This window comes from Eggerthella guodeyinii (assembly GCF_009834925.2).
GTDB lineage: Bacteria > Actinomycetota > Coriobacteriia > Coriobacteriales > Eggerthellaceae > Eggerthella > Eggerthella guodeyinii.
Genome location: NZ_CP063310.1, coordinates 1880732 through 1898463, shown reverse-complemented (window position 1 = coordinate 1898463; position 17732 = coordinate 1880732). Strand labels below are relative to the sequence as shown.

At 70.2% G+C, this 17732-nt stretch carries 13 protein-coding genes; 2 read left to right on the top strand and 11 right to left on the bottom strand.

Features of this window, described 5'->3' with window-relative positions:
- Positions 1-82 precede the first annotated feature (82 nt).
- A complete protein-coding gene (locus GS424_RS07870) occupies positions 83-724 on the top strand; it encodes a TetR/AcrR family transcriptional regulator (protein ID WP_160941665.1) in 642 nt (213 codons plus the stop codon).
- Positions 725-799: 75 nt separating this feature from the next.
- On the opposite strand, the gene thrH is transcribed toward GS424_RS07870, so the two are convergent.
- A complete protein-coding gene (thrH, locus tag GS424_RS07865) occupies positions 800-1402 on the bottom strand; it encodes a bifunctional phosphoserine phosphatase/homoserine phosphotransferase ThrH (RefSeq protein WP_160941666.1) in 603 nt (200 codons plus the stop codon).
- A gap of 170 nt (positions 1403-1572) precedes the next feature.
- On the opposite strand from thrH, the gene GS424_RS07860 reads away from it, so the two are divergent.
- Positions 1573-2016 carry a zinc ribbon domain-containing protein gene (locus GS424_RS07860; RefSeq protein WP_160941667.1) on the top strand — a complete coding sequence of 148 codons (444 nt, stop codon included), beginning with the start codon at positions 1573-1575 and terminating at the stop codon, positions 2014-2016.
- Positions 2017-2075: 59 nt separating this feature from the next.
- On the opposite strand, the gene ettA is transcribed toward GS424_RS07860, so the two are convergent.
- The 10 genes from ettA to GS424_RS07810 form a co-directional block, all read right to left on the bottom strand.
- On the bottom strand, positions 2076-3755 hold the full coding sequence (gene ettA / locus GS424_RS07855; protein WP_160941668.1) for an energy-dependent translational throttle protein EttA: 1680 nt from the start codon (positions 3753-3755) through the stop codon (positions 2076-2078).
- A 33-nt stretch (positions 3756-3788) separates the two neighbouring features.
- Positions 3789-4847 carry a nucleoid-associated protein gene (locus GS424_RS07850; protein WP_154331833.1) on the bottom strand — a complete coding sequence of 353 codons (1059 nt, stop codon included), beginning with the start codon at positions 4845-4847 and terminating at the stop codon, positions 3789-3791.
- A 114-nt stretch (positions 4848-4961) separates the two neighbouring features.
- On the bottom strand, positions 4962-5762 hold the full coding sequence (locus GS424_RS07845) for a ferric reductase-like transmembrane domain-containing protein (protein WP_160941669.1): 801 nt from the start codon (positions 5760-5762) through the stop codon (positions 4962-4964).
- Positions 5763-5783: 21 nt separating this feature from the next.
- Entirely contained in the window at positions 5784-6260 is a 477-nt protein-coding gene (locus tag GS424_RS07840) for a hypothetical protein (protein ID WP_160941670.1), read from the bottom strand.
- A 495-nt stretch (positions 6261-6755) separates the two neighbouring features.
- A complete protein-coding gene (cydC, locus tag GS424_RS07835; protein WP_160941671.1) occupies positions 6756-8510 on the bottom strand; it encodes a thiol reductant ABC exporter subunit CydC in 1755 nt (584 codons plus the stop codon).
- Complete coding sequence (cydD, locus tag GS424_RS07830; RefSeq protein ID WP_160941672.1) at positions 8507-10234, bottom strand: thiol reductant ABC exporter subunit CydD; 1728 nt, start codon at positions 10232-10234, stop codon at positions 8507-8509. The genes cydC and cydD overlap by 4 nt, the downstream gene beginning before the upstream one ends.
- Positions 10235-10818: 584 nt before the next feature.
- Entirely contained in the window at positions 10819-11736 is a 918-nt protein-coding gene (murB, locus tag GS424_RS07825; RefSeq protein WP_160941673.1) for a UDP-N-acetylmuramate dehydrogenase, read from the bottom strand.
- Between the two features lie 88 nt (positions 11737-11824).
- On the bottom strand, positions 11825-13828 hold the full coding sequence (locus GS424_RS07820; protein WP_160941674.1) for a Na+/H+ antiporter: 2004 nt from the start codon (positions 13826-13828) through the stop codon (positions 11825-11827).
- 240 nt (positions 13829-14068) lie between these two features.
- Entirely contained in the window at positions 14069-15808 is a 1740-nt protein-coding gene (locus GS424_RS07815; RefSeq protein WP_160941675.1) for an ABC transporter ATP-binding protein, read from the bottom strand.
- Positions 15798-17627: an ABC transporter ATP-binding protein gene (locus GS424_RS07810; RefSeq protein WP_160941676.1), complete on the bottom strand. Its 1830-nt coding sequence runs from the start codon at positions 17625-17627 to the stop codon at positions 15798-15800. Before GS424_RS07810 ends, GS424_RS07815 begins: the two co-directional genes overlap by 11 nt.
- Positions 17628-17732 lie beyond the last annotated feature (105 nt).

Here is a 17732-nt window from a genome sequence, read left to right as displayed (position 1 = left end):
CCTCAGGATGCTATTTTATTGGTTGCTGTGTCTAATAAAAATGGTTGATATTGTACTCATTGGCTAGTTTTGAGGTGAAGGAATGCCGCGTCCGCGCAAAGACCAGGAGGGGCCCAGCGCCGTCGAGCGCATGGAAGAGGCGTTTTGGGACGCCCTCGCCGAAAAACCGTACGATCAGATCACCGTTGGGGACATCGCGAAGCGCGCGCAGGTCAACAAGAACGCGTTCTACTACCACTTCGAGGGATTGCACGCTCTGGCGGCCCAGGCCATCGACCACACGCTCCTGCGCGAGATGGCCCGCATGCTCCTGCTGAGCGGCGAGATGGAGAACGGGCCGAGCAGCGCCCAGCTGGCCGCCCTGGCAAGCAGGCCGGACTTTTCGAAACGAACGTACCGAATCGGGCTCGTAGCCGGAAAGCACGGCTCGCGAAAGCTCACGGTCGTCCTCAAGCACCTGATCCTGGACGCCTGGTTCGATCTGTTCGACATCGAGGCATCGGACTTGAGCGCCGAGACGATGGCGACGGTCCGCTTCGCCTTGGGCGGCATGCTGGAACTCATGGGCGACGACGGTTACCTTCCCGACAACGCCAATCTCGTCCAGACCCTCCTCGCCTCCGGCATAGCGGAAACCGTCGCGGCGAGCGTCGTCGCCGCGTTGCGCTCGGCCGCCCGCGAGCGCCCGCACGGCACGGCGCTCCCCCGGCAACCGGAGCGCTAGCCTGTAGCCGACATCATTCCAGGGCCCCACCTGGGGCCCATAGATTCCCTCGGCCGAAGATCGTCGGCCCGTTCGCTACGCCAGGGCCCCTGCGATGGCGGCCATGAGCTCGTCGTACTCCTCGTAGGCCGGCAGGTCGGGGTTGTCCTGCTTGATGGAGTCGGGGCTCTTGAACAGGAAGCCCGCCTTGCTGGCGCGGATCATCCCCAGGTCGTTGTGGCTGTCGCCCGCCGCCACGGTGTCGAAGCCGCACGACTGCAGCGCGCGCACCGTGGTGAGCTTCGACTCCGGGCAGCGCATGCGGAACCCGCTGATGGACCCGTCGTCGGCCACCTCCAGCTCGTTGCAGAAGATGGTCGGCCAGCCCAGCTTCTCCATGAGGGGCTGGGCGAACTGGGTGAACGTGTCGCTGATGATGATGGCCTGCGTCGTGGCGCGCAGCTCGTCGAGAAACTCCTTCGCGCCCGGCAGCGGGTCGATGCGCGCGATGGTCTGCTGGATCTCCTCGAGGCCCAGGCCATGCTGCCTGAGGATGTCCAGGCGGTAGTTCATGAGCTTGCCGTAATCGGGCTCGTCGCGCGTCGTGCGCTTGAGCTCGGGGATGCCGGCCTCCTCCGCGAACGCGATCCAGATCTCCGGCACCAGCACGCCTTCCAAATCCAGGCAGACTACGTACATCTCTCATCTCCTTCTCGGCCGCGCGGCCGTCCGACAGGCTCCACCGTCTCGTCGTGACATCATACCTGCAAACGCCCGCGAGCGGGCGACGCAACGCTTTGTTTCTTTACGGCAGGCGCGCTCGCATGGTTCAATGGTCGCACCGCATCAGCCCGACGAAAGGAGCCCCCGTGGCCATCGGAGACGCCCTCATCCGCATCCGCAAGGAGCGGAACCTCACCCAAGAGGAGCTTGCGCGCAAGCTCTTCGTCACCCGCCAGGCCGTCTCGCGCTGGGAGAACGGCGAGACCTCGCCCGGCATCGACATGTGCAAGCTCATCGCCGCCACCTGCGACGTGCCCGTCACCCTGCTGCTGGAGATGCCCGACGGCGACTTCTGCCAAAGCTGCGGCATGCCGTTCTTCCAGGAGAAGGACCACGGCACCGAAGCGGACGGCTCGCCGTCGGGCGAGTTCTGCTCGTGGTGCTACGCGGACGGCTCGTTCATCCGGGACGAGACGCTCGAGGAGCTCATCGAGCGCTGCGCCCCGGGCATGGCCGAGACGTGCCACATCACGCGCGACGAGGCCGTGTCGTTCATGGGCGCGCTGCTGCCCACGCTCAAGCGCTGGTAGCGCGCCCGCCCCGAAACGCAGCGAGGCCCCGGGATCCCGGGGCCTCGCTGCGCGATGCGCTAGTTGCGGGTGAGCTTGCGGTGGACGCGGTGGGGCTTGGCGGCCTCCTCGCCGAGGCGCTCGATGCGGTTCTTCTGGTAGGACTCGAAGTTGCCCTCGAACCAGTGCCAGGTGCCCGGGTTCTCGTCGGTGCCCTCCCACGCCAGGATGTGCGTGGCGATGCGGTCGAGGAACCAGCGGTCGTGGCTGACCACCACGGCGCAGCCCGAGAACGCCAGCAGCGCCTCCTCCAGGCTCTCGAGCGTCTCCACGTCGAGGTCGTTCGTGGGCTCGTCGAGCAGCAGGAGGTTGCCGCCCTGCTTGAGCGTGAGCGCCAGGTTCAGGCGGTTGCGCTCGCCGCCCGACAGCACGCCGGCCGGCTTCTGCTGGTCGGGGCCCTTGAAGCCGAAGCTGGCCACGTAGGCGCGGCTGGGGATCTCCTGGTCGCCCACCTTCATGAAGTCGAGGCCGTCGGACACGACCTCCCACAGCTTCTTGTTCGGGTCGATGCCCTCGCGGTTCTGGTCGACGTAGGAGATGCTCACGGACTCGCCGATCTCCAGTTCGCCGCCCGAGAGGGGCTCGAGCCCCACGATGGTTTTGAACAGCGTGGTCTTGCCCACGCCGTTCGGGCCGATCACGCCCACGATGCCGCCCTGCGGCAGCGTGAAGGACAGGTCGTCGATGAGCACGCGGTCGCCGAACGCCTTGTGCAGGTGCTTCGCCTCGATCACCTTCGCGCCCAAACGCGGCGGCACGGGAATGGTGATGTCGGACACGCTCGTCTTCTCGAACGAGCGCGCCTCGGCCGCCATCTGCTCGTAGCGCTCGATGCGGGCCTTGCTCTTGGCCTGGCGCGCCTTGGGGCTCGAGCGCACCCACTCCAGCTCGGAGCGCAGGCGCTTCGCCAGCTTGTCCTCGCGCTGGCCCTGGCCCTCCAGGCGGGCGGCCTTCGTCTCGAGGTACGTGGAGTAGTTGCCCTTGTAGGGGAAGAGCTGGCCGCGGTCCACCTCGCAGATCCACTCGGCCACGTTGTCGAGGAAGTAGCGGTCGTGCGTGACGGCCAGCACCGCGCCGGGGTACGTGCGCAGGAACTGCTCGAGCCACAGCACCGACTCGGCGTCGAGGTGGTTGGTGGGCTCGTCGAGCAGCAGCAGGTCGGGGGCCTGCAGCAGCAGCTTGCACAGCGCCACGCGGCGCCGCTCGCCGCCGGACAGCACGCTCACCTGCATGTCGGGGTCGGGGCACTGCAGCGCGTCCATGGCCTGCGACAGCTGGCTGTCGAGGTCCCACCCGTTCGCGGCATCGATGGCGTCTTGCAGCTCGCCCATCTCAGCCATGAGCGCGTCGAAGTCGGCGTCGGGCTCGGCCATTTCCTCGCCGATCTTGTTGAAGCGGTCGATCTTGGCCTTGACCTCGCCGAACGCCTGCTCGATGTTCTCGATGACCGTCAAGTCGTCGTCGAGCGGCGGCTCCTGCTGCAGGATGCCCACCGTGTAGCCGGGCGAGAGGCGCGCGTCGCCGTTCGACACCTCTTCGATGCCCGCCATGATCTTGAGCAGCGTCGACTTGCCCATGCCGTTCGGGCCCACCACGCCGATCTTCGCGCCGGGGTAGAACGACAGCGACACGTCGTCGAGGATGACCTTGTCGCCGTGCGCCTTGCGCGCCTGGTACATCTGGTAGATGAATTCTGCCATGGGTATGCTCCTGTTCTCGTCGCGCTCGCTGCGCTAACGGTTCTCGATGCGGCCGATGTTCTTGAGCTCGATGTTGATGAGGCCGTTCGGGCCGCTCACGAACTCGATGAACTCGGGGTTCTCGCCGTACTCGGCCGGGAACGTGATGTCGATGCCCGTGTCGGTGCGGATCTTGTGGTTCTTCGCCACGCGCTTGGCCACGTTCTTCTCCACCACCACGCGCTCGGGCAGCGCCTCCTCGGCCAGCGCCTCCTCGAAGCGCCTCTGCAGCGGCTCGTCGTCGAACACCTCTTCGCCGAGGTCCCACGGGGCCAGCTCGTCGGACTCCGCGGCGTTCTCGGCCACGTAGCTCTTCGCCTTCGACACCGCCACGGCCGTGTTGGCGCCGTACTCCTCGGCCACCTCCTCAACGAGGCGCGTCACCGTGTCGAACACCTCCTTGCTCGACGCCTCCATCGAGCACTGCAGCAGGCCGTCCGGGATGAGCCAGCGGTTCTCGCCGGCGATGGTGCGCTCCTTGTCGCAAAACGACACCGACAGCGTCTTCGACTCGATGACCGCGAACGACGGCACCTTCTGCGAGGGGTTCGGCAGGATGGCGTGGTGGCGCGCGATGTCGTTTCTCTGCGCGCCGCTCTCGCCGTAGCCCACCTCGTGCATGTAGGCCTGCTTGGCCTCCAGCAGCATGAACGCGAAGTAGCGCTTGCCGCGCGCCTCGTAGGCGGCCTCGGCCTCCTCGTCGGTCATCTCCCGCACCGTGTTGTCGGGGTCGTCCTCGAAGTCGAGCACCAGCAGGTCGGCGGACTCGGTCTTCTCCATGCGCCCCAGCTCGCCGACGATGTACTCGGCCACCTGGACGGACAGGTCGATGAATTCCCGCTGGCCGCGGAAGTAGCTGCGCAGCTCCTCGGCGAACATGCTGTTCTCGGCGAACTCGCCGCGCTTGCTGTCCATGTTGCCGAGCGCCTTCTTCGCGTGGCTCGTCACGTAGCGCTTGGCGTTCTTGCTCGAAAGGTCGAGCTCCTCCTGGGAATACACGTTGACGCACGACACGAAGTCGAAAACGTGCAGGATCGCATGGTTGATCTTCATGAAGCCTCTTTATCGCTCTGCTTGTCCGGAATTATCGCGAACGTTCAGGATAGCGGAAGCTCGGCCCGAGCGGCGCGAAGATCGAAGAATCATCAGATGCGAAGGCCGCGGCGCCTACCCGACGAGCGCGGCCGCTCGGCGCGCCCTGTCCCGCGCGCGCTTGCGCAGGCGCAGCACGACGTAGCCCACGCCGAGCGCCAGGTACAGCCACGCGGTGGCCACCTGCCCGGCGAAGGACGCGAGCCAGCCCGCGGGGTCGGTCGCGAACGCCGCCGTCAGAGCGAGCCCGTCGTAGGGGTAGCCGTACAGCGCGTGCCCCACCGCCAGCAGGAACCCCTGCGCCGCCATAAGGATGACGAACGGGTACGCCAGCAGCTGCGTGCGCTTCCACGCCTTCGCCGACAGGCGCTTGCGCACAACCTTGAACGAGGTGATCCACGGCACGAGGAACGTCAGCGTCAGCGGCACGCCCACGATCACCGCCGCCGCGAACATGACGGAGGCCGCCGGCTGGCCCCACACGCGCTCCCACATCGGCGTCAGCGACAGCGCGAGGAACCCGACGACGCGCACGAGGTGCGCCGCGATGACGATGCCGCCGATGACGGACAGCTCCGAGCGGACGGACAGCAGGCGCTTGACCCACGGCGTGCGGTCGAGCGCGCCCGCGAACATCACGATGAAGTAGAGGCAGACGCCCGTGTAGGCCGACGTGACCAGCTGCACGGCCGCGTCGAGCACGGGCGACGCGAAGACGGGGTCGAACCAGGCGACCAGCGCGCACGCGACCGCCCACGCCAGGTAGAACGGCCCGGGATGGAGCCGCAGCGGCTTCGCGCACAGCAGGGCGAAGGCCAGCGCAAACGGAGCGGCCTGCAGCAGGTTGGGGACGAACGCGGGGACGAACGGAAGCATGAGGGGCCTCTTCTCTCGGGGTCAGGCGTTGTCGAGGCGCGCGAGCCGGGCCTCGAACCAGGCAGGCTTCTCGATGGAGCACGCCACGAGGAGGAACGAGCCGGCGTCGGCGGCCGGGCTGGCCACCACCACGGCGTGGCCGTCGGGGATGCCGGCCGGGAACAGCACGAGCTGCGCGCACGACACGGTGCCGGTCTCCCCCGCCGCGAGGCCGCTCTTCGCGAACGCGCCGTCGAGGTCCCAGGGCAGCGCGCGGACCTCCAGGCTGCCCGCGGCGGCGTCCTTCGACACCACTTCCACGAGCGTGTAGGCGAACGCGCCGTCGAGCTCCGGAAGCGCCTCGTCGCCGGCCTGGCGCGCGGCGCTCGCGGTCGCGCCCGCCGCGGCGGGCGCGCCGTCGCTCGGCGCGGCGGCGCAGGCCGCCAGGCCGAGCGCGCACGCGAACGCGAGGACGGCGCAGCTCGCAAGGACGCGCCCAAGCCTCACCGTTTTCCTCATGGATGCCCCGTTTCCTCGTTCCCCGCCTTTTCGTGTCAGGGGAACCATACCGCACAGGCGCGACGACATCCGTTGTAAATACAACAGCGCGCCGAGCGGCGCCGACACGCGGGAAAACCCCGCGGCACCTGGTCGCATCGCCCTGCGACAAATGTTTCACGTGAAACATTTGTTCTGCATCCCGTTCGGCGAACGATCCCCGACGGGTCGCCTCCTCCGAACGGGGCTGCGGGCCCTTGCAGCCCCACGCCTTCCCGATCGGAAGCGTTTCCCCAGGTCGCCTTCAACCGCGCTGCCCTGCGTCGCGCCCCGGAGCGCAAAACCGCACCATTTGGATGAGAACTGCGCGGAAACGGGGAGGGATTCACGCAGGAACAGGAGGCGCCCCGACCATCGCACGTCGTGCGAGTTCTTCGACGAAGCGCTCGACCGTGCGCGCTCGCGCCCGAGGACGCGACCGCCCTGCTGCGCGCTCGCCGAGCGGCCCGCGTGCCGCTACCGCGCCGCCTCGCCGCGGTCGAAGGCGAGCAGGCGGCGGTAGCGCGCGCTCGTGCGCGCGAGCTCGTCCGGGGAGCCGTCGAGCGCGATGCGGCCGTCCTCCACGAACACGACGCGATCCAGGGCGCCCACGCCGGCCAGGTGGTGGGTGATCATGATCACCGTCTTGCCCGCCAGCGCCTCGAACAGGGTGTCCAGCAGCGCGCGCTCGGTGAGGGGGTCGAGGCCCACCGTGGGCTCGTCGAGGACGACCACGGGGACGTCCTGCAGCAGCACGCGCGCGAGCGCGATGCGGTGGCGCTCGCCGCCCGAGAAGCGCAGGCCCGCCTCGTCCACCATCGTGTCGAGGCCCCGGTCAAGCCGCTCGACCAGCGGGCGCAGCCCCACCTTGTCGAGCGCGTCCCACATCTCCTCGTCGGTGGCGTCCTCGCGCCCGAGGCGCAGGTTGTCAGCGAGCGTCATGTTGAACAGGTACGTGCGCTGCTGGATCACGCCGATCCACCGCGCCGCCTCGTCGCCGAGCTCGGCCGTCGGCGCGCCGCCCAGCGTCACGCTGCCCGCGCTCGGCCGCACGTCGCCGCGCACGAGCGAGGCCAGCGTGGACTTGCCCGCGCCGCTGCGGCCCAGCACGGCGACGCGCTGGCCCTGCGGCACCGTCAGGCTCACGTCGCTCAACACATCGCGCTCGGCGCCGGGATAGCGGTACGCCGCATGCTCGACGCGCACGTCGAAGGGCGCGCGCGGCTCGCGCGCGGGCGCGGCGTCCTCGCGGGGCTCGGGCAGGTCGTTCAGGCGCGCGATGGAGTCACGGTAGGCGCCGGCCTCCACGGCCGCCGACGACAGCGGCGCGAACGCGTCGATGAGCGGGAAGAAGCCCAGCACGAACGCGGCGATCCAGTTGGCGGCGTCGCCGCCCTCCGGCCCGAAGCGGCCGCCCGCCCACACCAGCAGCAGCACGGCGCACAGGCCGAACAGGGCCTGCAGCACGAGGTCGCGGCGGCGCCCGAAGCGCTCCATGCGCTCCTGGACGGCGCGCATCCGTCGTTCGCGCTCCTTGTGGCGCGTGAGGTACTCGTCGCCCCGACCGGCGAACACCCAGTCCGACACGCCCAGCACGTTGTCGGCCAGCTCGGCGTACAGCTCGTTCTTCATCTGCTTGTGGCGGGCCTGGCGCGCCGCGTTGGCCAGCACCGACACGAGCGGCACGAGGAACACCGCTACGCCCAGCACCAGCAGCATGGCCAGCGCGAGCCAGAGCGAGAACCAGCCCAGGCACGCGATGAGGACGACGTAGAGCAGCCACGCCACCACCGTGGGGAACACGGTGCGCAGGTACAGGTTCTGGATGTGCCCGATGTCCTCGGCCAGCAGGCCCAGCACGTCGCCCGTGCGGTGCGTGGCGCGGAAGAATACCGCGTCGCGCTCGAGGGCTCCGTACAGCTTGAGCCTGAGGCCGCTCGTCATGCGAAGCACCCAGTCGTGGCTGGTCAGGCGCTCGAGGTATTGCAGGATGGGCTTGCCCACGCCGAAGATGCGCACGAAGATGAGCGGCAGGTGCAGAAACAGGATGGTCTCGGCCACGGCCGACGCGCTCACGAGGTAGCCCGAGGTCACCATCAGCGCCGAGGCGAACCCGAACGTCAGCACGCCCAGCAGCAGCGCCAGCGCAAGCGCCTTGCGGTAGCGGAAGAAGAACGGCTTCACCCAGGCGTCGCGGCGCAGCGCGCCCGCCAGGCTCTCCTCGCGGCTCATCGCGGGCCCCCTTCCGCCTGCGCCGCCAGGCGCGCGTAGGCGCCGCCGCGGGCGGCGAGCTCAGAGGGCGCGCCGAACTCGACCGCGCGCCCGTCCTCCATGACCAGCACCGCGTCCATGTCGTGCACCCAGTGCAGCCGGTGCGTGGCGAAGAACACGAGGCGGCCCTCCATGAGCGGCAGCATGCGCTCTTTCAGCTCCAACTCCGTCTCGATGTCGAGATGGGCCGTGGGCTCGTCGAACAGCAGGATGCGCCGCGAGCGGTCGAGCAGCGCGCGGGCGAGCGCGATGCGCTGCGCCTGGCCGCCCGACAGCGCGCGGGCGCCTTCGCCCACGAGCGTTTCCAGGCCCTCGGGCAGCTCGGCCACGAGATCCTCCAGCCCCACGACGCGCACGGCCCGCTCGACGTCCTCGTCGCCGGCGTCGGGACGGTAGAACGCGATGTTCTCGCGCAGCGTGGCGTGGAACAGGTAGGGATCCTGCGGGATGTAGAGCACCTGGCGCTGCCACGAGGGATCGCGCAGGTCGGCCAGCGTCCGCCCCGACGCGCGCACCGTGCCCGCGCTCGGCGCGGAGAAGCCGCCCAGCAGGTTCACGAGCGTGCTCTTCCCCGAGCCGCTCGCGCCGATCACGCCGATGCGCGCGAAGCCGCGCGCCGCGAAGGTGACGCCCGCGAGCGCCTCGTGCTCGGGGTACGAGAAGCCCACGCCGTCGAGCTCGAGGACGGCCTCCTCGCTCCACGCGGGGACGTCGCCCGCCGCCCGCTCGCCCTCCCCGACCGCCGCCGACGCGATGATCGCCTGGATGGAGGCCAGCGCGTTCTTGCCGTCGAGCGAGGCGTGGTAGTCGCTCGCGAACTCGCGGATGGGCTTGAAGTACTCGGGCACCAGCACGAGCACGAACAGCGCCGGGAAGAAGGCGATCGAGCCGTCCACCAGGCGGAACCCCAGCATGATGGCCACGGCCGCCAGCGACAGCGTGGAGATGAGGTCGAGCACCGAGCCGGACAGCGTGGCGATGCGCAGCGTCTTCACCGTGGCCTCTCGGAAGCGCTCGCTCACCTCGAAGATGCGCGCGCCGTGGCTCTTGCCCCGGCCGAGCAGCTTGAGCGTGTCGATGCCGCGCATCGAGTCGATGAAGTGGTTGGACAGGCGCTGGTACTCCTCGTGCTGCAGCGACGCGGCCGCCTTCGCCGTGGCGCCGACGAGCCCCATGTAGAACACGATGACCGGGTACATCACGAGCATGATGAGGCCCGACACCCAGTCGACCGGGAACACGCACGCGAGCACGACGAACGGCACGACCACCACGCACACGATCTTCGGCAGGATGAGGCGCAGGTACGTCTCCACCTGGTCGACGCCTTCGAGCACGAGCGCGGTGACGCTGCCGGTGCCCGTCTCCTGCACGATGCGCGCGCCCTGGCCGAACACCGCCTGCAATAGCTTGCGGCGCAGGTCGTCGATGCGCGCGTAGGCGTAGCGGTCGAGGTAGGCGTCCTGGACGTAGCGCACGCCTTGGCCGCCCACGAAGCAGGCGAAGAACAGGGCGACGAGCAGCCCTTGGTCGGCGAGCGGCGCGCCCTCCCACAGATGCACGACGGCGCTGGCCAGCGCCCACGCCTGCCCGACCGCGAGCAGCGCGCGAGCCGTCGCGAGCGCCACCAGCGCCGCAAGCGCCCCGCGGATGCCCTCCAGCGCGAACAACGCCCGATCGATCATGCAGAAGCCCCCTCGTCACTAAATGTTATACCAATAGTAACATTTCAGGAGGGCGTCGCGCAAGCGGGTATTCCCGCGCGGCGCCCCCGCGGCCCGGCGCTCCGTCCGGCACCAGCGCGCCTCCTGCCGAGCCGGTCGGAACCAGCGCGCCTCCCGCAACGCCGATCGCACGGCGTGCCCGCCGCGGATCGGCGCGCCGCGCGCCGGCCCGTCCGCAAGCAACGCCGCCCGCCAAGACGGCGGCCGAACCCCATCCCGCACACAGCGCCGACGCGCGGCAGCACGGCACCCCGCACCCGCGAGACCGACCCCGCCCCGCTCCCGGCGCCCCGGCGCGCCCGCACCCGCAAGCCTCCGCGCCCCAGAGCGCCCGCGCCCCGGCGCACCCGCGAGCCGCCGCACCCCGGCGCCCCAGAGCGCCCGCGCCCGCAAAGCCGCCGCGCCTGCACCCGCGAGCCGCGGCGCCCGCACCCCCGCACCCAACTCCGCGCCGAACTACCAGCGAACAAGTGTTTCATGTGAAACACTTGTTCGCTTATCGCGAGACATTGCGACAGACGCCGTCGCGGCCGTCGGCCGGCGGCCTACTCCTCGAAGCCCCACATGCGCACTTCGGGCTCGAGGCGCACGCCGGCGCTCGCGTGCACGCACTCCTGCACGTCGGCGATGAGCCGGCGCACGTCGGCGGCCGTGGCGCCGCCCGCGTTCACCACGAAGCCCGTGTGCTTCTCCGACACCTGCGCGCCGCCCACCCGGTAGCCGCGCAGGCCCGCCTCCTGGACGAGCTGCCCGACGAAGAACCCCTCGGGGCGCTTGAAGGTGCTGCCGGCGCTCGGCAGCTCGAGCGGCTGCTTGTCGGCGCGGCGCCGCGCGAGGTCGTCCATGCGCTCCCGGATGGCGCGCGGGTCGTCGGGGGTCAGGCGCAGCGTGGCGCCCAGCACCACGTAGCCGGCGGCGTCCATCATCGAGTGGCGGTACGACCACTGGGCGCGCTCGGCGTCCACGTCCACCAGCTCGCCCTCGGGCGTGAGGCAGCGCACCTCCTCGGCCACGTCCTTGAACTCGCCGCCGTAGGCGCCCGCGTTCATGATGGCCGCGCCGCCCACGGTACCCGGGATGCCGCAGGCGAACTCATAGCCCGCGAGCCCCTCGGCGCACGCGCGCCGCGCCACGTCCTCGTTCGACGCGCCCGCCTCCACGCGCATCCGCGCGCCGTCGACCTCGATCCGCGACAGGTTCTCCGCGATGCGCACCACGGCGCAGCGCAGCCCCTCGTCGGCCACCAGCACGTCCGAGCCGAGGCCCATCACGCGCACCGGCGCGCCCGCGCGGCGGCACGCGGCCAGCGCCGCGCGCACCTCGTCGACGGTCCGGGGCTCCACGACGCAGTCGGCCGGGCCGCCGATGCGAAACGTGGTGCGCTCGGCCATCGGCGCGTCGAACCGCGCGCACCCGTCCTCGAACAGGCCCGCCAGCGCGTCCCTCAGCGTTTCCCGATCCACAGCGTCCGTCCTTCCCCGTCGAGCGGCCCAAGGCCGCGTTTCGCGCATCGCACCATGGTAGCGCATATCGGGCGATCGAGCACGGCGCTCAAGCGGCGTTGCAATCCAATTGCATCAGATACACCTCTTCGCGGAGGTCGCGCGCCACCTCGCGACTGATCGAGCCGCGCTCGCGCATCGCCTGGATCTGCTCGAGCTCCAGGCGCAGCCCCTCGGCCTCCACTTCGGGCACGCGCCGCAGGACCTCCTCGCGGTCCTCGCGCTCGACCGGGGCGGTCGCGGGGCCGGCGGCCGCGCGGCGAAGCTCGTGCTCGCCCAGCAGAAGCTCCGCCAGCTTGGCGTCGGGATCGCCGTCGGCCATGCGCGAGCGCAGGTACTCCGTCGCGCACTCGTCGAGGTTGCGGGAGACGAGCAGCGCGTCGGCGCTGGGAGCGCCGCCCGCCGGGGGCCGCCCGAGCGCGCGGTGCCCGAGCAGCCCCGCCAGGCGATGCCGGCGGCGCGTCCTGCCGGGCCCCTTCCCCGCGCCCCGCCGCTCCAGCAGGCGCTGGGACCGCTCGAGCCGGTCGAGCGTCTCGTCGCCGACCAGGCGGTCGACCTGGCCGTCCTCGATCATCCACGCTACGCGCGCCCGCTGCCGCTCCAGCACCTCGACGCGCAGGCCGGAAACGCGGTCGAGCTTCGCGTCGCCGTCGCGCAGGCGGGCGATGCGCTCCGCGTACTGCGCCGTCACGATGCGCGTCGCCGCCGCGCCGTACTCGTCCTTGCGCCCCTCGAGCTCGGCCGCCACGTTCTGCAGGACGGCCACCGAGGCCGCGCGCTGCGCCTCCTGCTCGGCGTCGTCGCGCGCCGGCGCCAGCAGGGGCACGACGAAGTTCGCCAGCAGCAGCGTGCACAGGATGACACCCGAGGCCAGGAAGATGAGCAGGTCGCGCTCGGGGAACGGGCCGTCCGCGACGGCGAGGGGGATGGTGAAGGCGATGGAGAGCGTCACCGCGCCCTTCGGGCCGGCGAGCGTGGTGACGAGCGCGTCGCGCACGCCCTCCTTCCCGACGCGGAGGCCGCCCCCGGACGAGCGGCGCGCGAGCGCCTCCATGGCCAGGAGCCACGCGAAGCGCACGCCCTCCACCAGCACGGTGAGCGCCAGCACGCAGCCCACGAGCTGCGGAAGGCCCAGCGAGCCGCCGTTCCACGTGGGCAGCACGGACGGGAGCAGCTGCATGCCCAAAAGCACGAACACCACGCCGTTCAGCACGAAGGCCAGCACGTCCCACACGTTGGACGAGGCGATGTCCAACCGCGCCGCCGACGGCGACGTCTTCGGCGGGAACAGCGTGGTCAGCAGCCCGGCGGCCACCACCGCGAGGATGCCGCTCACGCCGACGGCCTCGGCGGCGAGGTACACGACGAACGGGGTGAGCACCTCGAACACCACGTGCACCGTCGTGCTCTCCAGCCCGCGGCTGCGGATGGTCTGGACGAGGAACCGCGCCGCCAGGCCCAGCACCACGCCCAGCGCGAGGCCGCCCGCGAACGACACGGCGAACGTCGACGTCGCCTCGCTCAGCGAGAACGCCCCGGTGACGGCCGCGGCGATGGCGAACTGGAACGACACCACGCCCGAGGCGTCGTTCAGCAGCGCCTCGCCGGACAGCAGCGCCTCCTGGCGGCTGCTCAGGCGGATGTCGCGCGACAGCGCCGACACCGCGACGGCGTCGGTCGGCCCGAGCGCGGCGCCCAGCGCGAACGCGGCGGCCAGCGGCACCGAGGGCACGAGCCAGTGCAGCGCGAAGCCCACCGCCAGCACGGTGGCCAGCACCAGCCCCACGGCCAGGGACACGATGCCGCCCTTGCTCGCCCACAGATCCCGCTTGCTCGCCCGCCGCGACTCGTCGAACAGCAACGGCGCTATGAACAGCACGAGGAACAGCTCGGGGTCGATATGCACCTCCAAAGGGCCCGCCCACAGCGCTGCGATGGCCGCGCCGAGCGCGATCTGCACGAGGGGCAGCGACACGCGGGGCATCATCTGGTCGAGCACGGACGACGCGAGCACCGCGCCCAGCAACAGCAGGATGATCTCGAGCAATTCCATCGGAGCATAGTCCTTTCCCAGCGGCCGGCCCGTTCCCTGCCATGTACAACAGGTACCGGTCATTCTTTCCGGACACGAGGATAAACCGGTACCTGTTAGATTTCAAGGGGTTTTCAACAGGTACCGTTTGTTTCTCCACAACTCCCCCCAGGGAAACGGCCCCGGCAGGAATCCCGCCGGGGCCGCCGAACCTGCCCGAACCTGCCCGAACGCGCTCGGGCGGACGTGCGCGAGGCGCCGTCAGGAAGCGATCGACCAGCCTGCCGACGCGGTCTGCAGCTCCACCATGCGCCGGTACAGCCCTCCCTCGCGCGCCATGAGCTCGGCGGGCGCGCCCTGCTCGGCGACGCGCCCCTCCTTGAGCACCACCACCTTGTCGGCGTTCGCCACGGTGCGCATGCGGTGCGCGATGACCAGCACGGTCTTGCCGGCCAGCAGCCTGGACAGCGCCTGCTGCACCTGCGTCTCGTTCTCCACGTCGAGCGAGGCCGTGGCCTCGTCGAGCAGCACCACCGGCGCGTCCTTCAGGATGGCGCGCGCGATGGAGATGCGCTGCCGCTCCCCTCCCGACAGCCGCCCGCCGTTCTCGCCGATCATCGTGTCGTAGCCCTGCGGCATGCGGCTCACGAACTCGTCGCACATCGCCGCCCGCGCCGCCGCCAGCACCTCCTCGTCGGTTGCGCCGACCCGCCCCAGGCGGATGTTGCCCATCACCGTGTCGTCGAACAGCACCACGTCCTGGAACACCTCGGCGTAGTCGGCCAGCAGCGTCTCGGGGTCCACGTCGGCCACGTTCACGCCGCCCACGCGCACCGACCCCGCGTCGGCGTCCCAGAAGCGCGCCGCCAGCTTCGCCACCGTGGACTTGCCCGACCCGGACGGGCCCACGAGCGCCGTCACCTCGCCCTCGCGGGCGGTGAACGACACGTCCCTCAGCACCTGCTCGCCGTCGCCGTACGAGAACGACACGTCCTCGAACACCACGTCGTGGCCTCGCGGCGCGAAGTCGGTGGAGCCCTCCATGGGCTTCTCGGCGGCCAGCTCCTGCGTGCGCCTGATGGACAGCCGCATGCTCAGCAGCTCGCCGATGGACTGCAGGATGAGGTTCACCGGATCGTACACGCGCGTGACCACGAGCAGGAAGGCGAAGTAGGTCATGAAGTCCGTCTGCCCGGACACGAGCAGCGTCGCGCCCACGAAGACGGTGGTGCCGATGCCCAGCTTGAGGAACGCCTGCGCCGAGGTGACGAACACGCCGGTGGTCAGCTCGGACGCCACCTGCCTGCGCTCGAACGCGTCGAGCTTGGCCGCGAGCGCGTCCAGATGCGCCGCCGAGCGGTTCGTGGCGCGGATCTCCTGCGCGCACTCCAGGAACTCCTGCACGCCGTCGGCCACCTCGAGGCGCGCGTCCTCCATCGCCTGCGCCTTGCGCTGCTGGCGCTTCCCGGTGAGCGCCATCACGAGCAGCGCCGCGGGCACCACCCAGAACGCCGCGAGCGCCAGACGCCAGTCGTAGAAGAAGATGCCGACGATGACGATGGCCGTGGACAGGCCCGTGCCGAACAGCTGCGGCATGACGTGCATGAACATGCGCTCCTGGTCGGAGCAGTCCTTCATGATGGCGTTCGTGAGGTCGGACAGGTCGCGCCGCCCGAAGAACGACAGCGGCAGCCGGCGCAGGTGCTCGGCCAGGTCGGTGCGCTTGCGGGCGCTCTCCTCGTACACCTTGTGGTACGTGTTCGCGTACTCGGCCCACTGGGTGAGGACCATGAGCGCGAGGATGCCGACGCACCCCGCGAGGTACGGCGCCAGCGCGGGCAGCGGGGCCCCCGCCACGAGGTGGTCCATGAAGTCGCTCACCAGCAGGAACAGGATGCCGATCGGGGCCATGAGCACGAGGTTCGCCAGCGTGCAGAAGAACACGCCGCGCCTGAAGTTCTTCGCGCCCACGTCGGTGAGGCCCAGGGAATCACGCAGCATAGCCGCCCTCCTTTCCGATGCGCCATTGCGCCGAGGTTCGATAGTCGGCCCACATGCGCGCGTACAAGCCGCCCGCCTCCACCAGCTCGGCGTGGGTCCCCTGCTCCACGAGGCGGCCGCCGTCCAGCACGTAGATGGCGTCGGCGCCGGCCACGGTGGACAGCCGGTGCGCGATCATGAGCACGGTCTTGCCCGCGCACAGCACCCCCAGCGCGCGCTGGATGAGCGCCTCGTTCTCGGGGTCGGCGAAGGCCGTGGCCTCATCGAGCACCACGATGGGCGCGTCCTTCAGGATGGCGCGCGCAAGCGCGATGCGCTGGCACTCGCCGCCCGAGAGGTACACGCCGCGGGCGCCCACCACGGTGTCGAGCCCCTGCGGCAGCTTCGCCACGATGTCGTCGCACTGCGCCGCGTGCGCGGCCGCCTCCACCTCCTCGCGCGTCGCCTCCGGCCGCGCGGCGCGGATGTTGTCCAGCAGGCTCTGCTTGAACAGCTTGTCGTTCTGGAACACGAAGGCCACGCGCTCCATGAGCTCGGCCTGCGGGATGGACCGCACGTCGACGCCGCCCACGAGCACCCGCCCCGCGCTCGCGTCCCAGAAGCGCGGCACGAGCGAGGCCGCGGTGGTCTTGCCGCCGCCCGACGGCCCCACGAGCGCCACCGTGGCGCCCGAGGGCACGTGCAGCACGACGTCCTCGAGCGCGGGCGCGTCGGCGCCCGGATAGGAGAACGTGACGTGGTCGAAGTCGATGGCGTCGTCGGCGGGCGCCTCGGCCCGGGCCGGGTCCACCTCGGCCATGAGCGGCGCCGACAGGATGCCGTCGATGCGGCTCACCGCGTCCTGCGCCTCGGTCACCGCCTGCGACGAGTACATGATCTTGCTCATCATCATGGTGGTGAGCGCCGAGAAGATGACGTAGAACAGGAAGTTCGTGAGGAACGCGCCGAAGTCGCCCGCCGCGCCCGCCAGCAGGATGCCCGCCGGCACGAGCACGAAGAACGTCGCGTTGATGGCGACGAGCTGCGCCACCTGCGGGCCCTCGCACAGCTTCACGTAGGCGGTGGCGAAGTCGCAGTAGGCCACGATGGACTCCCGGAACGCCCTGAACGAGTGGACGGTCTGCTGGAACACCTTCACCACGGGGATGCCGCGCACGTACTCCACGGCGGCCTTGTTCATCTTGTCGAGCGCGTTCTGGTAGTTCATCATGAACTGCATGGCGTTGGAGTTGCCCTCGCCGTCCTTGCCGCCCAAACCGCCGCCCATCATGAGGAACATGCAGAAGGCGGAGGCGAGCACGGGGATGAGGCACACGAGGCCCATGACCCAGTCGAACACGAACATGACGACGAGGTAGGCCACGGGCGTGACCAGCGCGCCCACGAAATCGGGGATGCGGTGCGCCAGCACGCCCTCGGTGAGCCCGGTGGACCCTTCGATGACGCGGCGCAGCTCGCCGGTGGAGCGGACGGAGAAGTAGCCGAGCGGCACCTTCGCGAGGTGCTCGAGCGCCGCCTTGCGCATGTTCGTCGCCGTGCGGAACGCGGCGAGGTGCGTGCACATGAGCGCGGCGAAGTACACGACGAGGCCCGCGAGCGCGAAGGCCAGCGCCCAGGCGCCGTACACCGGGGCCTGCCGCGCCTCGCCCCACGCCGGGGCGACGGCCACGAGGTCGCGCACGACGAACCACACGCACACGAGCATCGCGATGGCCAGCACGGCGTTGAGCGCCGAGAGCGCGCAGCCCGCGATGGTCAAGCGCTTGTGGGGCCCGGCGAACTCCAGCAGCCGCACGATGGGATTCTGCGGTCTTGACACGATTCGTTCCTTTCCTTGCCGTAACGTGCTTATTGTTAGCCTAAGAGAACATAATAGCGATCCCGCCGAAATCCGCTGCACGTCGATGCCGATTGGACGATGCCG